The sequence below is a fragment of the Paenirhizobium selenitireducens ATCC BAA-1503 genome (genome assembly GCF_900492185.1).
Taxonomy (GTDB): Bacteria; Pseudomonadota; Alphaproteobacteria; order Rhizobiales; family Rhizobiaceae; genus Allorhizobium; species Allorhizobium selenitireducens_A.
The window spans coordinates 40,118-58,484 of sequence record NZ_UEYP01000004.1 but is presented as its reverse complement, the minus strand read 5'-3'; the positions used below and the strand labels follow the sequence as shown (position 1 = coordinate 58,484).

14 protein-coding genes are annotated in these 18,367 nt (G+C 63.7%); 13 read left to right on the top strand and 1 reads right to left on the bottom strand.

Annotated elements, in window-relative coordinates; all coding sequences use genetic code 11:
• The first annotated feature begins 18 nt into the window (after positions 1-18).
• The 5 genes from ccoG (at position 19) to gndA (ending at position 6,083) form a co-directional block, all read left to right on the top strand.
• Positions 19-1,605 carry a cytochrome c oxidase accessory protein CcoG gene (ccoG, locus tag RHIZ70P_RS08875; RefSeq protein ID WP_115670050.1) on the top strand — a complete coding sequence of 529 codons (1,587 nt, stop codon included), beginning with the start codon at positions 19-21 and terminating at the stop codon, positions 1,603-1,605.
• On the top strand, positions 1,602-2,099 hold the full coding sequence (locus RHIZ70P_RS08870; RefSeq protein WP_115670049.1) for a FixH family protein: 498 nt from the start codon (positions 1,602-1,604) through the stop codon (positions 2,097-2,099). Before ccoG ends, RHIZ70P_RS08870 begins: the two co-directional genes overlap by 4 nt.
• Positions 2,096-4,402 (top strand): cation-translocating P-type ATPase, encoded by a 2,307-nt coding sequence (locus RHIZ70P_RS08865; protein WP_115670048.1) that lies wholly within the window; start codon positions 2,096-2,098, stop codon positions 4,400-4,402. Before RHIZ70P_RS08870 ends, RHIZ70P_RS08865 begins: the two co-directional genes overlap by 4 nt.
• Positions 4,399-4,554 carry a cbb3-type cytochrome oxidase assembly protein CcoS gene (gene ccoS / locus RHIZ70P_RS08860; RefSeq protein ID WP_115670047.1) on the top strand — a complete coding sequence of 52 codons (156 nt, stop codon included), beginning with the start codon at positions 4,399-4,401 and terminating at the stop codon, positions 4,552-4,554. The genes RHIZ70P_RS08865 and ccoS overlap by 4 nt, the downstream gene beginning before the upstream one ends.
• A 104-nt stretch (positions 4,555-4,658) precedes the next feature.
• Positions 4,659-6,083 (top strand): NADP-dependent phosphogluconate dehydrogenase, encoded by a 1,425-nt coding sequence (gndA, locus tag RHIZ70P_RS08855; RefSeq protein WP_115670046.1) that lies wholly within the window; start codon positions 4,659-4,661, stop codon positions 6,081-6,083.
• A gap of 327 nt (positions 6,084-6,410) precedes the next feature.
• Here gndA and RHIZ70P_RS08850 read toward each other — a convergent pair whose 3' ends face one another.
• Complete coding sequence (locus RHIZ70P_RS08850; protein WP_115670045.1) at positions 6,411-7,445, bottom strand: LacI family transcriptional regulator; 1,035 nt, start codon at positions 7,443-7,445, stop codon at positions 6,411-6,413.
• Between the two features lie 450 nt (positions 7,446-7,895).
• Here RHIZ70P_RS08850 and RHIZ70P_RS08845 point away from each other — a divergent pair, with 450 nt between their 5' ends.
• The 8 genes from RHIZ70P_RS08845 to mgrA all read left to right on the top strand — a co-directional run bounded on the left by RHIZ70P_RS08845 (position 7,896) and on the right by mgrA (position 18,193).
• Positions 7,896-9,131, top strand: coding sequence for an ABC transporter substrate-binding protein (locus RHIZ70P_RS08845; protein WP_115670044.1), 1,236 nt, complete (start codon positions 7,896-7,898; stop codon positions 9,129-9,131).
• A 141-nt stretch (positions 9,132-9,272) separates the two neighbouring features.
• The gene (locus tag RHIZ70P_RS08840) at positions 9,273-10,175 is read left to right on the top strand and encodes a carbohydrate ABC transporter permease (RefSeq protein ID WP_115670043.1); all 903 of its coding nucleotides are present in this window, start codon (positions 9,273-9,275) and stop codon (positions 10,173-10,175) included.
• The gene (locus RHIZ70P_RS08835; RefSeq protein ID WP_115670042.1) at positions 10,168-11,109 is read left to right on the top strand and encodes a carbohydrate ABC transporter permease; all 942 of its coding nucleotides are present in this window, start codon (positions 10,168-10,170) and stop codon (positions 11,107-11,109) included. Before RHIZ70P_RS08840 ends, RHIZ70P_RS08835 begins: the two co-directional genes overlap by 8 nt.
• A gap of 3 nt (positions 11,110-11,112) precedes the next feature.
• Positions 11,113-12,204, top strand: coding sequence for an ABC transporter ATP-binding protein (locus RHIZ70P_RS08830; RefSeq protein WP_115670041.1), 1,092 nt, complete (start codon positions 11,113-11,115; stop codon positions 12,202-12,204).
• Between the two features lie 276 nt (positions 12,205-12,480).
• On the top strand, positions 12,481-14,943 hold the full coding sequence (locus RHIZ70P_RS08825; RefSeq protein WP_115670040.1) for a beta-mannosidase: 2,463 nt from the start codon (positions 12,481-12,483) through the stop codon (positions 14,941-14,943).
• A gap of 72 nt (positions 14,944-15,015) precedes the next feature.
• Positions 15,016-15,777, top strand: coding sequence for a sugar phosphate isomerase/epimerase family protein (locus tag RHIZ70P_RS08820; protein ID WP_115670039.1), 762 nt, complete (start codon positions 15,016-15,018; stop codon positions 15,775-15,777).
• Positions 15,778-15,814: 37 nt separating this feature from the next.
• Positions 15,815-16,948 carry a Gfo/Idh/MocA family protein gene (locus RHIZ70P_RS08815; RefSeq protein WP_115670038.1) on the top strand — a complete coding sequence of 378 codons (1,134 nt, stop codon included), beginning with the start codon at positions 15,815-15,817 and terminating at the stop codon, positions 16,946-16,948.
• Between the two features lie 192 nt (positions 16,949-17,140).
• Positions 17,141-18,193, top strand: coding sequence for an L-glyceraldehyde 3-phosphate reductase (gene mgrA, locus RHIZ70P_RS08810; protein ID WP_115670037.1), 1,053 nt, complete (start codon positions 17,141-17,143; stop codon positions 18,191-18,193).
• Positions 18,194-18,367: the final 174 nt, after the last annotated feature.

Sequence of the window (18,367 nt, the reverse complement as noted above, 5' to 3'; positions counted from 1 at the left end):
AGGAATAGAGGTCCATCGATGAATCTTCAATCTGAGAACAACAGGGCGGGCGAACCCGTCGAAGTCGAGCGCCACGAGGCCGAACCGGTCATGTCGGCAAAGGTGCGCCGCCCGCTCTACGAGGCGCGCAAGAAGATTTTTCCAAAACGGGCCGAGGGGCGTTTTCGCCAGTTCAAGTGGCTGGTCATGCTGGTCACGCTGGGCATCTACTACCTGACGCCGTGGCTGCGCTGGGATCGCGGACCCTATGCTCCGGACCAGGCGGTCCTCATCGATCTCGCCCACCGTCGCTTCTACTTCTTCTTCATCGAAATCTGGCCGCAGGAGTTCTTCTTCGTCGCCGGCCTGCTGGTCATGGCGGGCTTCGGTCTGTTCCTCATTACCTCCGCCGTCGGCCGCGCCTGGTGCGGCTATACCTGTCCCCAGACGGTCTGGGTCGATCTCTTCCTGGTGGTGGAACGCGCCATCGAAGGTGATCGCAACGCCCGGATGAAGCTGGAGACCGCGCCCTGGACCTTCGACAAGATCGCCAAGCGCGTATCCAAGCACGCCATATGGCTGGCGATCGCGGTCGCCACCGGTGGTGCCTGGATCTTCTATTTTGCCGACGCGCCGACGCTGGCCGTCGACTTTGCCACCGGCTATGCGCAGCCTGTCGCCTACATCACCGTCGCCGTACTCACGGCCACGACCTATGTCTTCGGCGGTCTGATGCGCGAGCAGGTATGCGTCTACATGTGCCCCTGGCCACGCATCCAGGCGGCCATGCTGGATGAGAATTCGCTGGTCGTCACCTATAACGACTGGCGCGGCGAGCCACGCACCCGCGGGTCGAAGAAGGCCGCCGCCGCGGGCCTTGCCGTCGGCGACTGCGTCGACTGCAATGCCTGCGTGGCCGTCTGTCCGATGGGTATCGACATCCGCGACGGCCAGCAGCTCGAATGCATCACCTGCGCCTTGTGCATCGACGCCTGCGACAGCGTCATGGACAAGATCGGCAAGCCGCGCGGCCTGATTGCCTATGCGACGCTCGACGAGTACCAGGGCAATATGGCGCTCGCCACCGCCGGCGGCACCACGCCGATCGACCCGCACAAGGTGCGTGACGCCAACGGCAACTTCGTCGATACCATTCGTCACTTCGACTGGAAGATCATCTTCCGCCCGCGCACGCTCCTTTACATGGGCGTCTGGAGCGCGGTCGGTATCGGCCTGCTGGTGGCACTGCTCAGCCGCGACCGGCTCGAGGTCAACGTCCTGCACGACCGCAACCCGCAATTTGTGCTGGAGTCCGATGGTTCCATTCGCAATGGCTACACCGTCCGCATCTTGAACATGATCCCGCAACCGCGCACTATCAGCGTGTCGCTCGATGGTTTGCCCGATGCGACGATGAAGGTGAATGGTGTGACGGAAGAACAGGTCCGCACGTTCTCGGTCTCGGCCGAACCGGATCAGGCCACCACCCTCAAGGTCTTCGTCACCCTTCCGGCCGGCCGGCTGGAGGAGCAGGCCGAGGACTTTGAATTCGTCGTCAAGGACGAAGGCGGCGACGAGCAGGACACCTATGACGCCGTCTTCTTCGGCCCGGCAGCAAGGAAATGACCATGCAAAGCGACAAGCCATCCTTCGTCTTCACCGGTTGGCACATGCTGGCGGCGATGCTGCTGTTCTTCGGCACGATCATCACCGTCAACTTCACCATGGCCTACCTCGCGACCTCGACCTGGAGCGGGCTGGTGGTGAAGAACACCTACATCGCCAGCCAGGAATTCAACGGCAAGGCGGCGGGCATTCGCGCCATGCTGTCCACGGGCATCAAGGGCACGCTCGCGGTCAAGGACGACAGCATCCGCTATGGTCTCGCCATGCCGGGCGACAAGCCGGTGCTGGCCGACAAGGTGACCGCCCACTTCAAGCGGCCGGTCGGCGAGCATCAGGATTTTGTCACCGAGCTTGAACCGGCCGGCGCCGGCGTCTACGAGGCGTCCCGCCAGGTCCTGCCCGGTAACTGGATCGTCGAGATCATCGCCGTCAAGGACGGTGAAACCATCATGCACGAAGCCAATCGCATCGCTGTGACCGGAGAGGGCAAATGAGCTGCTGCGCAGCGGGAACCGAAGGCGCGCTCGACATGGAGCGTGCGGGCCATGCCCTTCCGACGGCGGAAGAGTTGAGGCTTGCGAGCCGGGATCTGGGGCAGGGGCTGTTGCAGACCGACCTCAGCGTCCCCGCCGTGCATTGCGGCACCTGCATCAGCACGATCGAGCGGGCGCTGCGCGCCCGGCCGGAAGTGGAACGCGCCCGGGTCAATCTGTCGACCAAACGCGTCTCCGTCGTCTGGAAGGATCAGATGGAGGGAGCCGCGACCGATCCGGTCGAGTTCGCCCGTGCCATCGCGGCGACCGGCTATGAATCGCATCTGTTCACCGCGGCGGAGGAGGCCTCCGACTCGCTGCGAAACCAGTTGATCCGCGCCGTCGCCGTTTCCGGCTTTGCCGCGACCAACATCATGCTGTTGTCGGTTTCGGTCTGGTCGGGCGCCGATGCCTCGACACGCGACATGTTCCACTGGATTTCGGCGATGATCGCCGCACCCGCGCTGATCTATGCCGGACGGTTCTTCTACCAGTCCGCCTGGAATGCCCTGAAACACGGCCGCAGCAACATGGATGTTCCGATCGCCATCGGCATCACGCTCTCCTATTTCATCTCGCTGTGGGAAACGATCCATCACGGCGAGCATGCCTATTTCGACGCGACCGCCTCCCTGCTGTTCTTCCTGCTGATCGGCCGCACGCTCGACCACATCATGCGCGACCGCGCCCGCTCGGCGATCAGCGGTCTGGCCCGGCTCTCTCCGCGCGGCGCCATGGTCGTGGGCAAAGACGGTTCGCGCGAGTATCGGGCGCTGGAAGAGGTGCGCGTGGGAGACCGCGTGGCGGTCGCGGCCGGTGACCGTATCCCGGTCGACGGCGTGATCGTCATCGGCGCCAGCGACATGGACGTGTCGATCATCAATGGCGAAAGCGCGCCCCAGCAGGTCGCCATCGGCGATCCTGTCCAGGCGGGGACATTGAGCCTCACCGGTTCCCTGGTCATCGAGGCCACGGCGACGGCGAAGAATTCCTTCCTGGCCGAGGTCATCAACCTGATGGAGGCGGCGGAAGGTGGCCGGGCGCGCTATCGCCGGATCGCCGACCGCGCTGCGCAATATTATGCGCCCGCCGTGCATCTGACCGCGCTGTTCACCTTCTTCGGCTGGGGCTTCTACGATGGCGACTGGAAACATGCGCTGCTGGTGGCCGTCGCCGTGCTGATCATTACCTGCCCCTGCGCGCTGGGTCTCGCCGTTCCGGTGGTACAGGTCGTCGCGGCCGGCCGCCTGTTCAAGGCCGGCATCATGGTCAAGGACGGCTCCGCCATGGAGCGGCTGGCCGAGATCGATTCGATCGCCTTCGACAAGACAGGCACGCTGACGCTCGGCAGGCCGCAACTTGTCGATGCCTCGGCGATCGATGCCGCCTCCTTCGCGATCGCGGCCGGACTTGCCCGGCATTCCCGCCATCCTTTGTCGCAAGCCCTGTGGCGCGCGGCAACCGGACCCGTGCGGATGATCGATTCCGTTCGCGAAATTCCCGGCGCCGGTGTCGAGGCCGAAGGTCCGGAAGGCGTCTACCGCCTCGGCAGCCGCAAGTTCGCCTGCGCCGAAACCGCCTGCGAGACGGGCGATCACGGCTATTCCGAGGTCGTGCTGTCGCTTGACGGCCGCGAACTCCAGGCGTTCCGTTTCGAAGACACGCTGCGGCCGGGGGCTGAAAAGGCAATCGCGCGGCTCAAGGGCGAGGGGTTCTCCCTCGGCATCCTGTCCGGCGACCGCGCCGGTGTCGTGTCCGCGCTGGCCAACCGCCTCGGCATCGACAACTGGAAGGCCGAGCTTGCGCCGCGCGACAAGGCGGAATTCTGCACCAGGGTTCAGGCCGAAGGCCACAAGCTGCTGATGGTCGGCGACGGTATCAATGATGCCCCGGCGCTTGCCGCTGCCCATGTATCGATCGCACCGGCGACGGCTGCCGATATCGGCCGCCAGGCGGCGGACTTCGTCTTCATGCGTCAGAACCTCGATTCGGTCGCCTTCGCCATCGAAGCCTCGCGCCGTGCCGGCCGCCTGATCCGGGAAAACTTCGCGCTCGCGATCGGCTACAACGTCATCGCCGTGCCGGTCGCCATTCTTGGCTATGCAACGCCGCTGATCGCCGCCGTCGCCATGTCGACCTCGTCGATCATCGTCGTCGTCAACGCGTTGCGCCTCAATCGGCTGGCGCTGAAGGAGGATGCCGGCGTCGTCCAGCTGGCGGCGGGTGGCAGCTTTGCCGCCCCGAATGCAAGGCTTGCCTCATGAACATGCTGATCTACCTGATCCCGATTGCCCTTTTCCTGGGCGGGCTCGGGCTGTTCGCCTTTCTCTGGTCGTTGAAGAGCGGCCAGTATGAGGATCTCGACGGCGCGGCCTGGCGGGTGCTCTCCGACGACGACGACAAGCCGGGCGATTGATATCGCCCACGGAATTTTGACCGCCGTCAATCGCGGGCGGCTTGTCCGCATCGTTTGGGAGTGCCAAAAGGTGTTCCTCATCTATAGCATGCGACGAGGAACACATGACGGAACTTGCGGAAATCGGACTGATCGGTCTTGGCGTGATGGGCTCCAACCTGGCGCTCAACATCGCCGAGAAGGGCAGCCGGATCGCGGTGTTCAACCGCACGCCGTCGCGCACGGCGGAATTCGTCTCCGAAGCCGGATCGCTGGCGGAAAATATCGTCGGCTGCGAGACGATCGAAGCCTTCGTCGCCGCCATCCGTCCGCCGCGGCCGATCATCATCATGATCAAGGCCGGCGAGGCGGTCGACCAGCAGATCGATGCGCTGAGGCCTCTGCTGCCCGGCGGCGACATCGTCATCGATGCCGGCAACGCCAATTTCCGTGACACCATCGCCCGCTTCGACCGGCTGAAGGATACCGGTCTGACCTTCATCGGCATGGGTGTTTCCGGTGGCGAGGAAGGCGCGCGCCACGGTCCCTCCATCATGGTCGGCGGCACCCGGCAATCCTATGCCCGCGTCGAGAAGGTGCTCACCTCGATCGCCGCCCGCTACGAAGGCGATCCGTGCTGCGCCTGGCTGGGCGAGGGTGGGGCAGGGCATTTCGTCAAGACCATCCACAACGGCATCGAATATGCCGACATGCAGATGATCGCCGAGATCTACGGCGTCCTGCGCGACGGGCTCGGCAAGTCGGCCGGCGATATCGGCGCAATTTTCGGCCAGTGGAACACCGGTCGGCTCAATTCCTACCTGATCGAGATCACGGAAAAGGTGCTCGCCGCGGCCGATCCGCAAACCGGCAAGGCGCTGGTCGACATGATCCTCGACCGCGCCGGCCAGAAGGGCACGGGTAAGTGGTCGGTGATCGAGGCGCAGCAGATGGGCGTGCCGGCAACCGCGATTGAGGCCGCCGTTGCCGCGCGGAGCCTGTCGTCGATGAAGGCTGAACGTCAGGCGGCCGAGGCGATCTTTGGCACACCGCGCTGCGCCTTCCCCATGGCCGACGGTGCACCCTTGCTGAAAGACCTTGAACTGGCGCTGTTTGCCGCCAAGATCGCCGCCTATGCCCAGGGCTTTGCCGTGATGGCCGAGGCCTCGCGCGAATTCGCCTGGTCTCTCCCCATGCCGACCATTGCCCGCATCTGGCGCGCCGGCTGCATCATCCGTTCGCAATTCCTCGACGAGATAACCAAGGCGTTCACCGAGCAACCCGACGTCGCCAACCTGATCGTCACGCCGGCCTTCTCCGCCATGGTGCAGGAAAGCCTGCCGTCGTTGCGCCGCATCGTTGCCGCGGCCGTCACGGCCGGGATCCCGGTGCCGGCGCTTTCTTCGGCGCTGTCCTATTTCGACGCCTACCGGCAGGCCCGCGGAACCGCCAACCTCATCCAGGCGCAGCGCGACTTCTTCGGCGCCCACGGCTTCGACCGCATCGACGGTCTTCCCATTCACCACGGGCCGTGGGGTGCGGGCGGCTGATCTGGGGGGACGTCGTCAAGGATACGATGTCGGTTACGGACCGCCTCGGATTGTCGGCGACACCACCGGCAGTTCTTTGTCAGCGACGGTTGGAAGATGAGGGCGATGGTTGAGACCCTCTTCTCCCCAGCGGGGAGAAGGTGGCGCGCAGCGCCGGATGAGGGGGGGCGAAGCCACCTGATCTCGGCCCACTTGGCCCCCTCATCGCCTCACTGCGTTCGGCACTTCTCCCCGCTGGGAAGAAGAAAGAGACGCCACGCCCGATGCGCATGCTCTCGACGCGTTGAAACTTCACGCAAAAAGCCCTGCCGACGACCGGCAGTCTGCTCAATCGCCCCAGACCGGCTGGCTGATGCTTTGCAGCATCTCGGGCGCCACGCCGTCGATGCTGGCGATCACCGCCTTGGCGAGTTCCCGGCCGGCGAGGCGCACGTCTTCATGGGCCGTGATGATCTCCGGCCGGATCCAGTTGAGGATGGGCGCTGACTGTTTCGACACCAGGTCGACATCGCGCCCGACGCGCTTTCCCGCCGCCTCGATCCCGGCATTGACGGCGATTGCCGCACTACCCGACGAACAGATGATGCCATTCGGCGCATCCGGTGAGCGCATCAGCGCCTCGACGGCATCGCGGATCTCTGCAAGCGGCGTGTCGATGGTCACGTCGAGTGGCACTTCCTGCGCGCCAAACGCGCGAAGCCCTGCCTGGAAACCGGCTCGCGTATGGGTGTAGTAGGTCAGCTTGCTCGGCGGCTGGAGCAGGGCTATCCGCCTGCGGCCCCGCGCCACCAGCCGCTCGACCGCCTGGTGGGCATAGGCCTCGTTGTCGAAGTCGTGATAGGGGTGGACGATCTTGCCATCGGTGCGGCCGTGGGTAGCGAACGGCATGTTTTGCTCGCTCAGAAGCCTGACGCGTGCGTCATCCGGTTCGATACGCGAAATGATGACGCCGTCCGCCGAACCGGTGTCGAGGATATATCGCACCGGCTGCATCGGGTCCTTGCTGTGCGAATGCGGCGTGACGACGATATGATAGGGTGTGGCCGACAGCACCTCGGATATGCCGAAGACCATCTGGCTCGAGAAGCCCATGATCTCCTCGTCGATGCTCAGCACCAGCGCGATGACGTTCGTCTTGCCTGTCCTCAAGCGCACGCCGGCGCGGTTCGGCTGGTAGCCGAGCTGGCGCGCCACCATTCGGACCCGCTCCTTGGTTTCGGCACCGATGTCGGGTGCGTCCTTCAGCGCGCGGGAGACCGTGGTGATGCCGAGCCCTGTCATGAAGGCGATCGTCTTGAGCGTCGGCCGCTCCTTGCCTTCCTTCGCGGGGCCGTGTCCGTCCCGCGGCTTGTCATCTTTCATGCTGTCCCCGCCGCTTCCCTTGAGCCGCCATTATAGTTGCTCGCACGCCGCCTGCAAACGCGATGCGACGATCAATGTACCACGAACAACAGCAGAAATCTGTAACGATACAGTAAGTTTGTCGAGCCTGATTTTGTCAGGGTTGGCAATCGTGATGCACGCATACGGGGAATTGATGGCTAAGAGGCGGGCGGCATGCTGGATTCTACGCAAATTTGCCGCAACGCACGGAAAAGACCGCCGCAGCGCGGCAAATGCCGGAAAAAACAGGGACAAAATCGGGTTGTCAGGCGCTTCACGCTGCTCGCGCCCGGGGCGACAAATGCTGCGCTTGCGTGCTGCCTAGGGTGGAAAGTGGAGGTGTAACAAAAAATTAACATCGCGGAGGTTGCGCCTTTAAATCGATTGGAATACGTTTTTACGGCATCGTTTCAGTGAGGGAGGACACTCATGAATTTTCGTAGCGTGGCGGCAGCTTTGGTCGCAAGCGTCGTATTGCCGTTGGGTGCGGCCAATGCAACAGAACTCGAAGTCACCCATTGGTGGACATCCGGCGGCGAGGCGGCCGCGGTCGCCGAATTCGCCAAGGCATTTGATGCCACCGGCAACAAGTGGATCGACGGGGCGATCGCCGGCGCCGGGAGCACAGCCCGACCGATCATGATCAGCCGCATCACCGGTGGCGATCCGATGGGCGCGACACAGTTCAACCACGGTCGCCAGGCGCAGGAGCTGGTGGAGGCCGGTCTGATGCGTGATCTGACCGCGGTTGCCGAGGCGGGCAAGTGGAAAGAGGTCATCAAGCCCTCGAGCCTGCTCGACAGTTGCACCATCGACGGCAAGATCTATTGCGCCCCGATCAACATCCATTCCTGGCAATGGCTGTGGCTGTCGAACGCCGCGTTCGAAAAGGCCGGTGTGCCGGTGCCGAAGGACTGGAATGAGTTCGTCGCCGCCGCGCCCAAGTTGCGTGAGGCTGGTCTGCAGCCGCTCGCCCTCGGCGGTCAGGCCTGGCAGTCGGGTGGTCTGTTTGACACGCTCGTGCTCAATCTGGGCGGCAAGGACCTGTTCGAAGGGGTCTATGTCAAGAAGGATGCCGACATCGCGGCCGGTCCGGACATGGCGAAGGTCTTCCAGGCCGCGGCCCAGGCGCGCGAAATGGCCGCCGGCAGCAATGTCCAGGACTGGAACCAGGCGACCAATCTCGTGATCACCGGCAAGGCCGGCGGCCAGGTTATGGGGGACTGGGCGCAAGGCGAATTCCAGATCGCCGGACAGGTCGCCGGAAAGGACTACAGCTGCCTGCCGGGTCTCGGCGTCAGCCCCTACATCACCACGGGTGGTGACGCCTTCTACTTCCCGGTGCTGAAGGATGAGGAGAAGTCGAAGGCGCAGGACGTTCTGGCCCAGGTCATGCTTGATCCGAAGACCCAGGTCGCCTTCAACCTCAAGAAGGGCTCGCTGCCGGTTCGCGGCGATGTCGATCTGTCGGCCGCCAACGACTGCATGAAGAAGGGGCTCGAAATCGTCGCCAAGGGCAATGCGCTGACCAGCACCGACCAGGCGCTCTCCGCCGACAGCCAGAAGCAGAAGGAAGATCTGCTCACCGAGTTCTTCGCCAGCACGTCGATGAGCCCGGAAGCTGCCCAGGAGCGCTTTGCCGAGATCATCTCCTCGGCTGACTGAGACAGTCGGCCGCATCCGGCCGGCATCGGTTCACGGTGCCGGCCGGGTCTTGCGACATCCTGGCCCCGCAAGGTCCGCCGGCATCGGATGCTTAGCCCGTTGCCTCGTGTCCTGCGATGACGTGCTCGAGGAGGAACCGAAATGACAGGTCATGCGCCTGCCAAACGCCCCAACCAGCTTTTCCGCAATCTCAATTCCAAGATTGCCTCCATCCCGATGATCCTGATCGCCGTCGGAATCTTCTTCGGAGGCTCGGTCTGGACCGTCTTCTATTCCTTCACCAATTCAAAGCTCCTGCCGCGCCTGTCCTTCGTCGGCTTCGACCAGTACGAGCGCCTGTGGAACACGTCGCGCTGGATCATCTCGATCCAGAACCTGGCAATCTACGGCATCCTGACGCTGATCTTCAGCCTGGTGATCGGTTTCCTGCTCGCCGCGCTGATGGACCAGAAGATCCGGTTCGAGAATGCCTTTCGCACCATCTTCCTCTATCCCTTCGCGCTGTCCTTCATCGTCACCGGCCTCGTCTGGCAGTGGATCCTCAATCCGGAATTCGGCATCCAGGGCATCATCCGGTCGCTCGGCTGGGAGAGTTTCCGCTTCGATCCGCTCTATGATCCCGATATCGTCATCTACGGCATCCTGATCGCCGGCCTGTGGCAGGGGACAGGGCTCGTCATGTGCCTGATGCTCGCCGGGCTGCGCGGCATCGACGAGGATATCTGGAAGGCGGCACGGGTCGACGGCATCCCGATGTGGAGGACCTATCTCTTCATCGTCATCCCGATGATGCGCCCGGTCTTCATCACCACGCTGGTCATCATCGCCAGCGGCATCGTTAAGGTCTACGACCTCGTCGTCGCCCAGACGAGCGGCGGGCCGGGCAATGCCTCGGAAGTCCCGGCGAAATACGTCTACGACTATATGTTCCAGGCCCAGAACCTCGGGCAGGGCTTTGCCGCCTCGACCATGATGCTGCTCACCGTCGCCATCATCATCATTCCGTGGGCCTATCTCGAATTCGGAGGTAAGAAGCGTGGCTAACGTCTCGACACTCAACACGGTCGGCGCGGGCTTCGACGCGGTCGCGCCCGATGTCTCGGGCCCGCGCGGCCGCCGTCCGCGGCCCGCCATCTCAAGGCGCAATATCATGCTCTACGGCACGCTGTTCGTCGCGGCGCTCTACTACCTGCTGCCGCTCTACGTGATGGTGGTGACGTCACTGAAGGGCATGCCCGAAGTGCGCATGGGCAATATCTTCTCGCCGCCGATGGAGATCACATTCGAGCCCTGGGTCAAAGCCTGGTCCGAGGCGTGCACCGGCTTGAATTGCGACGGCCTGTCGCGCGGTTTCTGGAATTCCGTGCGCATTCTCGTGCCGTCGGTGGTCGTGTCGATCTTCGTCGCCTCGGTCAGCGGTTATTCGCTCGCCAACTGGCGGTTCAAAGGCTCGGAGCTGTTCTTCTCCATCCTCATCATCGGCGCCTTCATTCCCTACCAGGTGATGATCTATCCCGTGGTCATCGCGCTTCGCGAACTCGGCATCTACGGCACGCTCACGGGTCTGGTCATCGTCCATACCATCTTCGGCATGCCGATCCTGACGCTGCTGTTTCGCAACTACTTCTCGTCCTTGCCGGCCGAACTCTTCAAGGCGGCGCGCATCGATGGCGCGGGCTTCTGGCAGATCTACCTCAGGATCATGCTGCCCATGTCGCTGCCGATCTTCGTCGTCGCCATGATCATCCAGATCACCGGGATCTGGAACGACTTCCTGTTCGGCGTCGTCTTCACCCGACCCGACACCTATCCGATGACGGTACAGCTCAACAACATCGTCAACTCCGTCCAGGGCGTGAAGGAATACAACGTCAACATGGCGGCGACGCTGCTCACGGGGGCCGTTCCGCTCATCGTCTATTTCGTTTCCGGCCGGCTTTTTGTCCGCGGCATCGCCGCCGGCGCAGTGAAGGGTTAATTCATGTCCAACAGCGTATCCATCCGCGATCTGTCCCTGTCCTTCGGTGCGGTCAACGTGTTAAAAAACCTTGATCTGGAGGTCCGCGACGGTGAGTTTCTCGTTCTTCTCGGCTCGTCCGGCTGCGGCAAGTCCACACTTCTCAATTGCATTGCCGGCCTGCTCGAGCCGACCGACGGGCAGATCTTCATCAAGGACAAAAACGTCACCTGGGAAGAGCCGAAGGACCGCGGCATCGGCATGGTCTTCCAGTCCTACGCGCTCTATCCGCAGATGACGGTGGAGAAGAACCTGTCCTTCGGGCTGCGCGTCGCCAAGGTTCCGGAAGACAAGATCCGCGAAAAGGTGGCGCGCGCCGCCGAGATCCTGCAGATCGAGCCGCTTCTGAAGCGCAAACCGGCCGAGCTCTCCGGTGGCCAGCGCCAGCGCGTGGCGATCGGCCGGGCGCTGGTTCGCGACGTTGACGTCTTCCTGTTCGACGAACCACTGTCCAACCTCGACGCCAAGCTGCGCTCGGAACTGCGCGTCGAGATCAAGCGGCTGCACCATTCGCTGAAGAACACGATGATCTACGTCACCCATGACCAGATCGAGGCGCTGACGCTCGCCGACCGCATCGCCATCATGAAGAGCGGCGTGATCCAGCAGCTCGACGATCCGATGGTCATCTACAACCGGCCGAAGAACCTGTTCGTCGCCGGCTTCATCGGCTCGCCCTCGATGAACTTCCTGCGCGGCGAACTGGTCGAGCGGGCAAACGGCCTGATCTTCACCACCAATGGCGTCGACTTCTTCCTCGACGGCTACGAGGCGGCCGGTCCGCTCACGGCGGGCAGCAAGGTCGTGCTCGGCATCCGTCCGGAGCATGTGCTGATCGACGACGAAGTGCCGGCCGGCGCGGAGGCCCATGAGGCCGCGGTCGACATCGAGGAGCCAATGGGCGCCGACAACCTGCTGTGGCTGAAACACGCCGGCCACGTCATGTCGGTCCGCACGTCAGGCACCCGCCGCTATCGCCCCGGCACGCGCCTGCGCCTCGGCTTCGACATGTCGGTCGCCTCGCTGTTCGATGCGGAGACGGAGGAGCGGCTTTGACAGTGACGACCTGCCTCTCACCCTGACCCTCTCCCCGCCTGCGGGTAGAGGGGACGGCCGGCGCGGTGCCATTTGGTCCTTCTCCCCGTTCACGGGGGTGAGGAATGGTCGGCGAAGCCGACGAAACGATCCAGTGAATCGTTTCGAATGACGAACGCCCTGAGCACCAGCGAAGGGCTGGTAGAGGTGCCGGCAGGCGGATGAGGGGCCCCGAAAGCATGGCCCCTTGTGACTACAAGAGATGCGAAGGGCCGACAGCCCAAAATGAGATGACCCATGACGAATGCTTCCGACACTCAGGGCAAGATCGACCTATCCGGCGAATGGCGCCTGTCGACCGCCGAGGGCGAACACGGCGCGGCGATCACGCTGCCGGGCGATGTGCATTCGGCGCTGCAGGCCGCCGGCATCATTCCCGACCCCTATTTCGGCCGCAACGAGGAGGCGGTGCAGTGGGTGGCCGAACATGACTGGACGCTGGAACGATCGTTTTTCCTCGATCACGCCGACGGATGCTGGTACCTCGACATCGACTATCTCGACACGGTCGCCGTCGTCTTCGTCAACGACGTGCCGGTGCTCTCTGCCGATAACTGTTTCCGCCGCTACCGCCCGGACGTCTCGGCCGCGCTGCAGCCCGGCGAGAACACCCTTCGCATCCTGCTGCATTCCTCGATCGCTGCCGGCGCCGAGCGCCAGGCACGCCAGCCATTCTACGTGCCGTTTCACAAGGGCAATTCGCCGATCGCCAACGGCAACATGCTGCGCAAGCCGCAGTGCCATTTTGGCTGGGACTGGAACATCGCGGTGGCGCCCCTCGGCCTCTACGGCACGATTGCGCTGAGGAAGCTCGATCCCGCCCGTATCGAGTATCTGGAGACCGAGCAGGTCCATCACGACGACGGCAGCGTCGACCTGCATGTGAAGCTCACCCTGCATGCCTTCGAGCCGAGCGTCGTGCCGGTGCACTTCGAATTCGACGGTCTGCGCGAGCGCCTCGATTGCGGCATTGCCGCCGGCGAGACCGTGATCGCCCATGTCTTCCACATAGAAGAGCCGCGTCTCTGGTGGCCGGCCGGCAGCGGCGAACAGGCGCTCTACACGCTCTCCGCCGACATTCCGGGCGAGGTGCTGACCCGCCGCATCGGCCTGCGCACCGTTGCGCTTATCACCGACCCGGACGAGGCCGGTTCGCGCTTCGCCTTCAAGGTCAACGGTCGCGAGATCTTTTGCCGCGGCGCCAACTGGATTCCCGCCGACGCGCTCTTTTCCCGCAGCAGCCGGGACAAGACCGAGGATCTGTTGCAATCGGCGGTCGCCGCCCACATGAACATGATCCGCGTCTGGGGCGGCGGCTTCTACGAGCAGGACTGGTTCTACGACCTGTGCGACCGGCTCGGCCTGATGGTCTGGCAGGACTTCATGTTCGCCTGCAACCTCTATCCCTGCACCGAGGATTTCCTGTCGAACGTCTCTGCTGAGGTCGACTACCAGGTCCGCCGCCTGTCCTCCCATCCGTCGATCGCGCTGTGGTGCGGCGACAACGAACTGGTCGGCGCGCTCACCTGGTTTCCGGAATCGCGTGACAACCGCGACCGCTACCTCGTCGCCTATGACCGGCTGAACCGTGTCATCGAACAGGGGGTCAGGAAGGCCCATCCCCAAGGCATCTGGTGGCCGTCCAGCCCGGCCTCGGGCTATCTCGACTATGGCGACGCCTGGCATGCCGACGGCTCCGGCGACATGCACTACTGGTCGGTCTGGCACGAGAATAAGAGTTTCGCTAATTACCGAACTGTCAAACCGCGTTTCTGCTCGGAATTCGGCTTCCAATCCTACACCTCGATGCCGGTGATCGAGACCTTTGCCGACAAGGGCGAGATGAACATCGCCTCGCCGGTGATCGAGCTGCACCAAAAGAATGCCGGCGGCAATGAGCGCATCGCCGGCACCATGTTCCGCTATTTCCGCTTCCCCAAGGACTTTGCCAATTTCGTTTATCTCTCCCAGATCCAGCAGGGTCTGGCGATCGCAACAGCGGTCGACTACTGGCGATCGCTGAAACCCCATTGCATGGGCACGCTCTACTGGCAGCTCAACGACACCTGGCCGGTCGCCTCCTGGTCGAGCCTCGACTATGGCGGCAGCTGGAAGGCGCTGCACTACATGGCGCGGCGCTTCTTCCAGCCGGTCAATGTCGTCGCCATCCCGAGCGAGGACGGAACCAGCATCGCCTTTTCCATGGTCAACGACACCCCGGAAGAGCTGACCGTCGACATGAACCTCTTTGCCGTCACCCTCGACGGCGAGCGCCTGCCGATCCGCACCGCCACCGGCACATGCCCGCCGGACCGCGCCGCGGAGCTTCTGACCATTGATGAGACGGAAGTCGCGGTCGATGCCCTGCTCGCCTGGAGCTTCATCGCCTCCAACGGCATGAGCGGCGAGGGGCATCTGGCGCTTCAGCCCTACAAGGCTCTGGAACTCCAGCCCTCCGGCCTGGAGACGAGCGTCGCTCCGCTTGCCGACGGACGGTTCGAAATCACGGTCAGCGCCACCGGCCTCGCGCTCTTCGTCATGCTCGAGGCGGACTGCCCGGGCCGCTATTCCGACAACGCCTTCGATCTTCACGCCGGCATGAGCCGCCGCGTCACCTTTACCCCGGCCACGCCCCTTGTGGATGGCCGGGTCCCGCAATTTCGAACCTACGATCTCCAGAGCTGCCAGCAACTCGGCTGAGGCGATCGCCAGACAAGACAGGGCGTTACGGCGGACCCGCGCCGAACGTCCGAAAACAGGAGGAATGACCCCATGACCAAATTCGGTTTCCAGCTTTACAGCGCCCGCAATTTCCAGCCCTTCACCAATATCTATCCGCTGCTCGCCGAAGCCGGATACACCCATGTCGAAGGCTACGGCGCCATGTATGCCGCCCTCGATGACGCCGGCCTCAACGCGCTGCGCTCCGATCTCCATCGCAACGGGCTGACCATGCCGACCGGCCACTTCGGTCTCGACCTGCTGGAAGGCGATCCGATGCGCGCGCTGAAGATCGCCAGGCTGCTCGGCATCGAGGCGGTCTATTGCCCCTATCTCTTGCCCGACATGCGCCCGAAGGATGCCAGCAGCTGGTTCTCCTTCGGCCAGCGCCTGCAGGAAGTCGGCAAGCCGCTGCGTGATGCGGGACTCACCTTCGGCTGGCACAACCACGACTTCGAGTTCGCCACGCTGGAGGATGGCTCCACCCCGCAGGAGCAGATCTTTGCCGGCGGTCCGGAACTCGCCTGGGAAGCGGACATCGCCTGGATCATCCGCGGCGTGGCCGATCCCTTCGCCTGGATCGAAAGCTACGGCAAGCGCATCACCGCGGTCCACGTCAAGGACATCGCGCCGGCCGGCACCAATAGCGAGGAAGACGGCTGGGCCGACGTCGGGCAGGGCACCGTGCCGTGGAAGGATCTGATGGCCGCGCTCAAGGCCTATGGCGTGCGCCACTTCATCCTCGAACACGACAATCCGAAGGATGTGGGCCGCCTCATCAAGCGCTCCATCGCCGCCTTCAACACCTACTGATCCTCCCACGGCATTTCACCCAATCAGGACATACTCCATGGCACGCGAACTCGGCGTCGGCATCATCGGATGCGGCAATATCTCGACCACCTACTTCTCGCTCGCACCGCTCTTCAAGGGGCTCAACGTGCTGGCCTGCTCCGACCTCAACATGAATGCCGCCGAGCTTCGCGCCGAGGAATACGGCGTGAAGGCGCAGACGATGGAAGACCTGCTCGCCAATGACGAGCTCGACATCATCGTCAATCTGACTATCCCGGATGCGCATTATGCCGTGTCGAAACGCATTCTCGAGGCCGGCAAGCACGTCTATTCGGAAAAGCCGCTGGTCTTGAGCCTGGAGGAGGGCGAGGACCTTCGCCGCATCGCCAGCGCCAAGGGCTTGTCCGTCGGCTGCGCGCCGGACACCTTCCTCGGCGGCGCCCATCAGCTGGCCCGCGCCTTCATCGACAAGGGCGGCATCGGCCGAATCACCTCGGGCACCTGCCATGTCATGAGCCCCGGCATGGAGATGTGGCATCCCAACCCGGACTTCTTCTTCCTGCCCGGCGGCGGTCCGATCCTCGATCTCGGCCCCTACTACATCGCCAATCTGATCAACCTCATCGGCCCGGTGAAGCGGGTTGCCGCCTTGACCTCGATGGCGAGCGAGACCCGCACCATCACCAGCCAACCGCGCGCCGGCGAGGTCATCCCGGTGAAGACGCCGACGAACGTCCACGCCCTTCTCGAGTTCCACAACGGTGCGACGGTGACGCTCTCGGCCAGCTGGGATGTCTGGTCGCACCGCCACGCCAATATGGAACTCTACGGCACAGAAGGCTCGCTCTTCGTGCCTGACCCCAACTTCTTCGGCGGTGTCGTCGAGGCCTCGGGCCGCGACAAGGATATCAAGCCCCTGGAGAACTGGGATCACCCGTTCGGCGTCAACAACCAGGAGCACGCCAACGGTCCGCGCGCCAACTACCGCACGGCCGGCCTCGCCGACATGGCGGTCGCGATCCTCGAAGGCCGCGACGCCCGCTGCTCGCTTGATCGCGCGCTCCATGGCGTCGACGTCATGACGGCGATCCTCAAATCCGGCGAGACGGGCCAGTTCGTCACGCTCTCCACCACCTGCACCCAGCCCGCGGCGCTCGGCATCGAGGAGGCGCAGGCGCTGCTGAGGTGACGGCGGGCGCCGGGCAAGGTAGGGAGAGGGCGGAAATTGCCCCTCATCCCCCTGCCGGGACCTTCTCCCCGCAGGCGGGGAGAAGGCACAGACGGTGGCCGCGTCGGCCTTCTCCCCGTTCACGGGGAGAAGGTGGCGGCAGCCGGATGAGGGGCAGCCCTGCTTCGACGACCTTTTAGGAGAGAACCACTCATGACCTACACCCCCGCCGAAGACCGCTACGAGCGGATGACCTACAACCGCTGCGGCAAGAGCGGCCTCAAGCTGCCGGCGATCTCGCTGGGGCTCTGGCACAATTTCGGCGACGACACGCCGCATGCCCTGAAGCAGTCGATCGTCCGCAAGGCCTTCGACCTCGGCATCACCCATTTTGACCTCGCCAACAATTACGGCCCGCCGGGCGGCAGCGCCGAACTGGCCTTCGGCGAGATCCTGAAGACCGATCTCGCCGGCCATCGCGACGAACTGGTGATCTCGTCCAAGGCCGGCTATGGCATGTGGCCAGGTCCCTATGGCGAATGGGGCAGCCGCAAATATCTGATCTCCTCCTGTGACCAGAGCCTCAGGCGCCTCGGGCTCGACTATGTCGACATCTTCTATTCGCACCGCTTCGACCCGGACACGCCTCTCGAAGAAACCTGCGGCGCGCTCGACCATATCGTCCGGTCGGGCAGGGCGCTTTATGTCGGCCTCTCCTCCTACAATTCCAGGCGCACGCGCGAGGCGGTCGAGATCCTGAAGAGCCTAGGCACGCCCTGCCTGATCCACCAGCCGAGCTATTCGATGATCAACCGTTGGATCGAGGAGGACGGGTTGATCGACACGCTGGAGGAACTCGGTATCGGCTCGATCGTCTTTTCGCCGCTCGCCCAGGGCATGCTGACCTCCAAATATCTCGGCGGCATTCCGGACGAGAGCCGGGCGGCGCAGGACAAGTCGCTGAACCGCGATTTCCTCAACGAGCGCAATGTCGAGAACATTCGCAAGCTTAACGCCATCGCCGAACGGCGCGGCCAGACGCTCGCCCAGATGGCGCTCGCCTGGGTGCTGCGCGGCGACCGCATCACCACGGCGCTGATCGGCGCGTCGAAACCGTCCCAGGTCGAGGACTGCGTGAAGGCGCTGGAGAAACGCGATTTCACTGCGGACGAACTCGCCGAGATCGACATCTACGCCCGCGATGCCGACATCAACCTCTGGGCCGCCTCGGCCGAGCGCAAGGGTCCGGCCCGGAAAAAGAAGTGACGCTGAAATTCGGGTTTACCCCCTCTGGCCTGCCGGCCATCTCCCCCACAAGGGGGAGAGACCTCGGCAGACCGCCCGACTTCCGCTGGCAGGGAGTTGTGGCGTTCCGAGCACGGAGGATACGACGGCAGCGGATCGTCTCCCCCCTTGTGGGGGAGATGTCGGCGTAGCCGA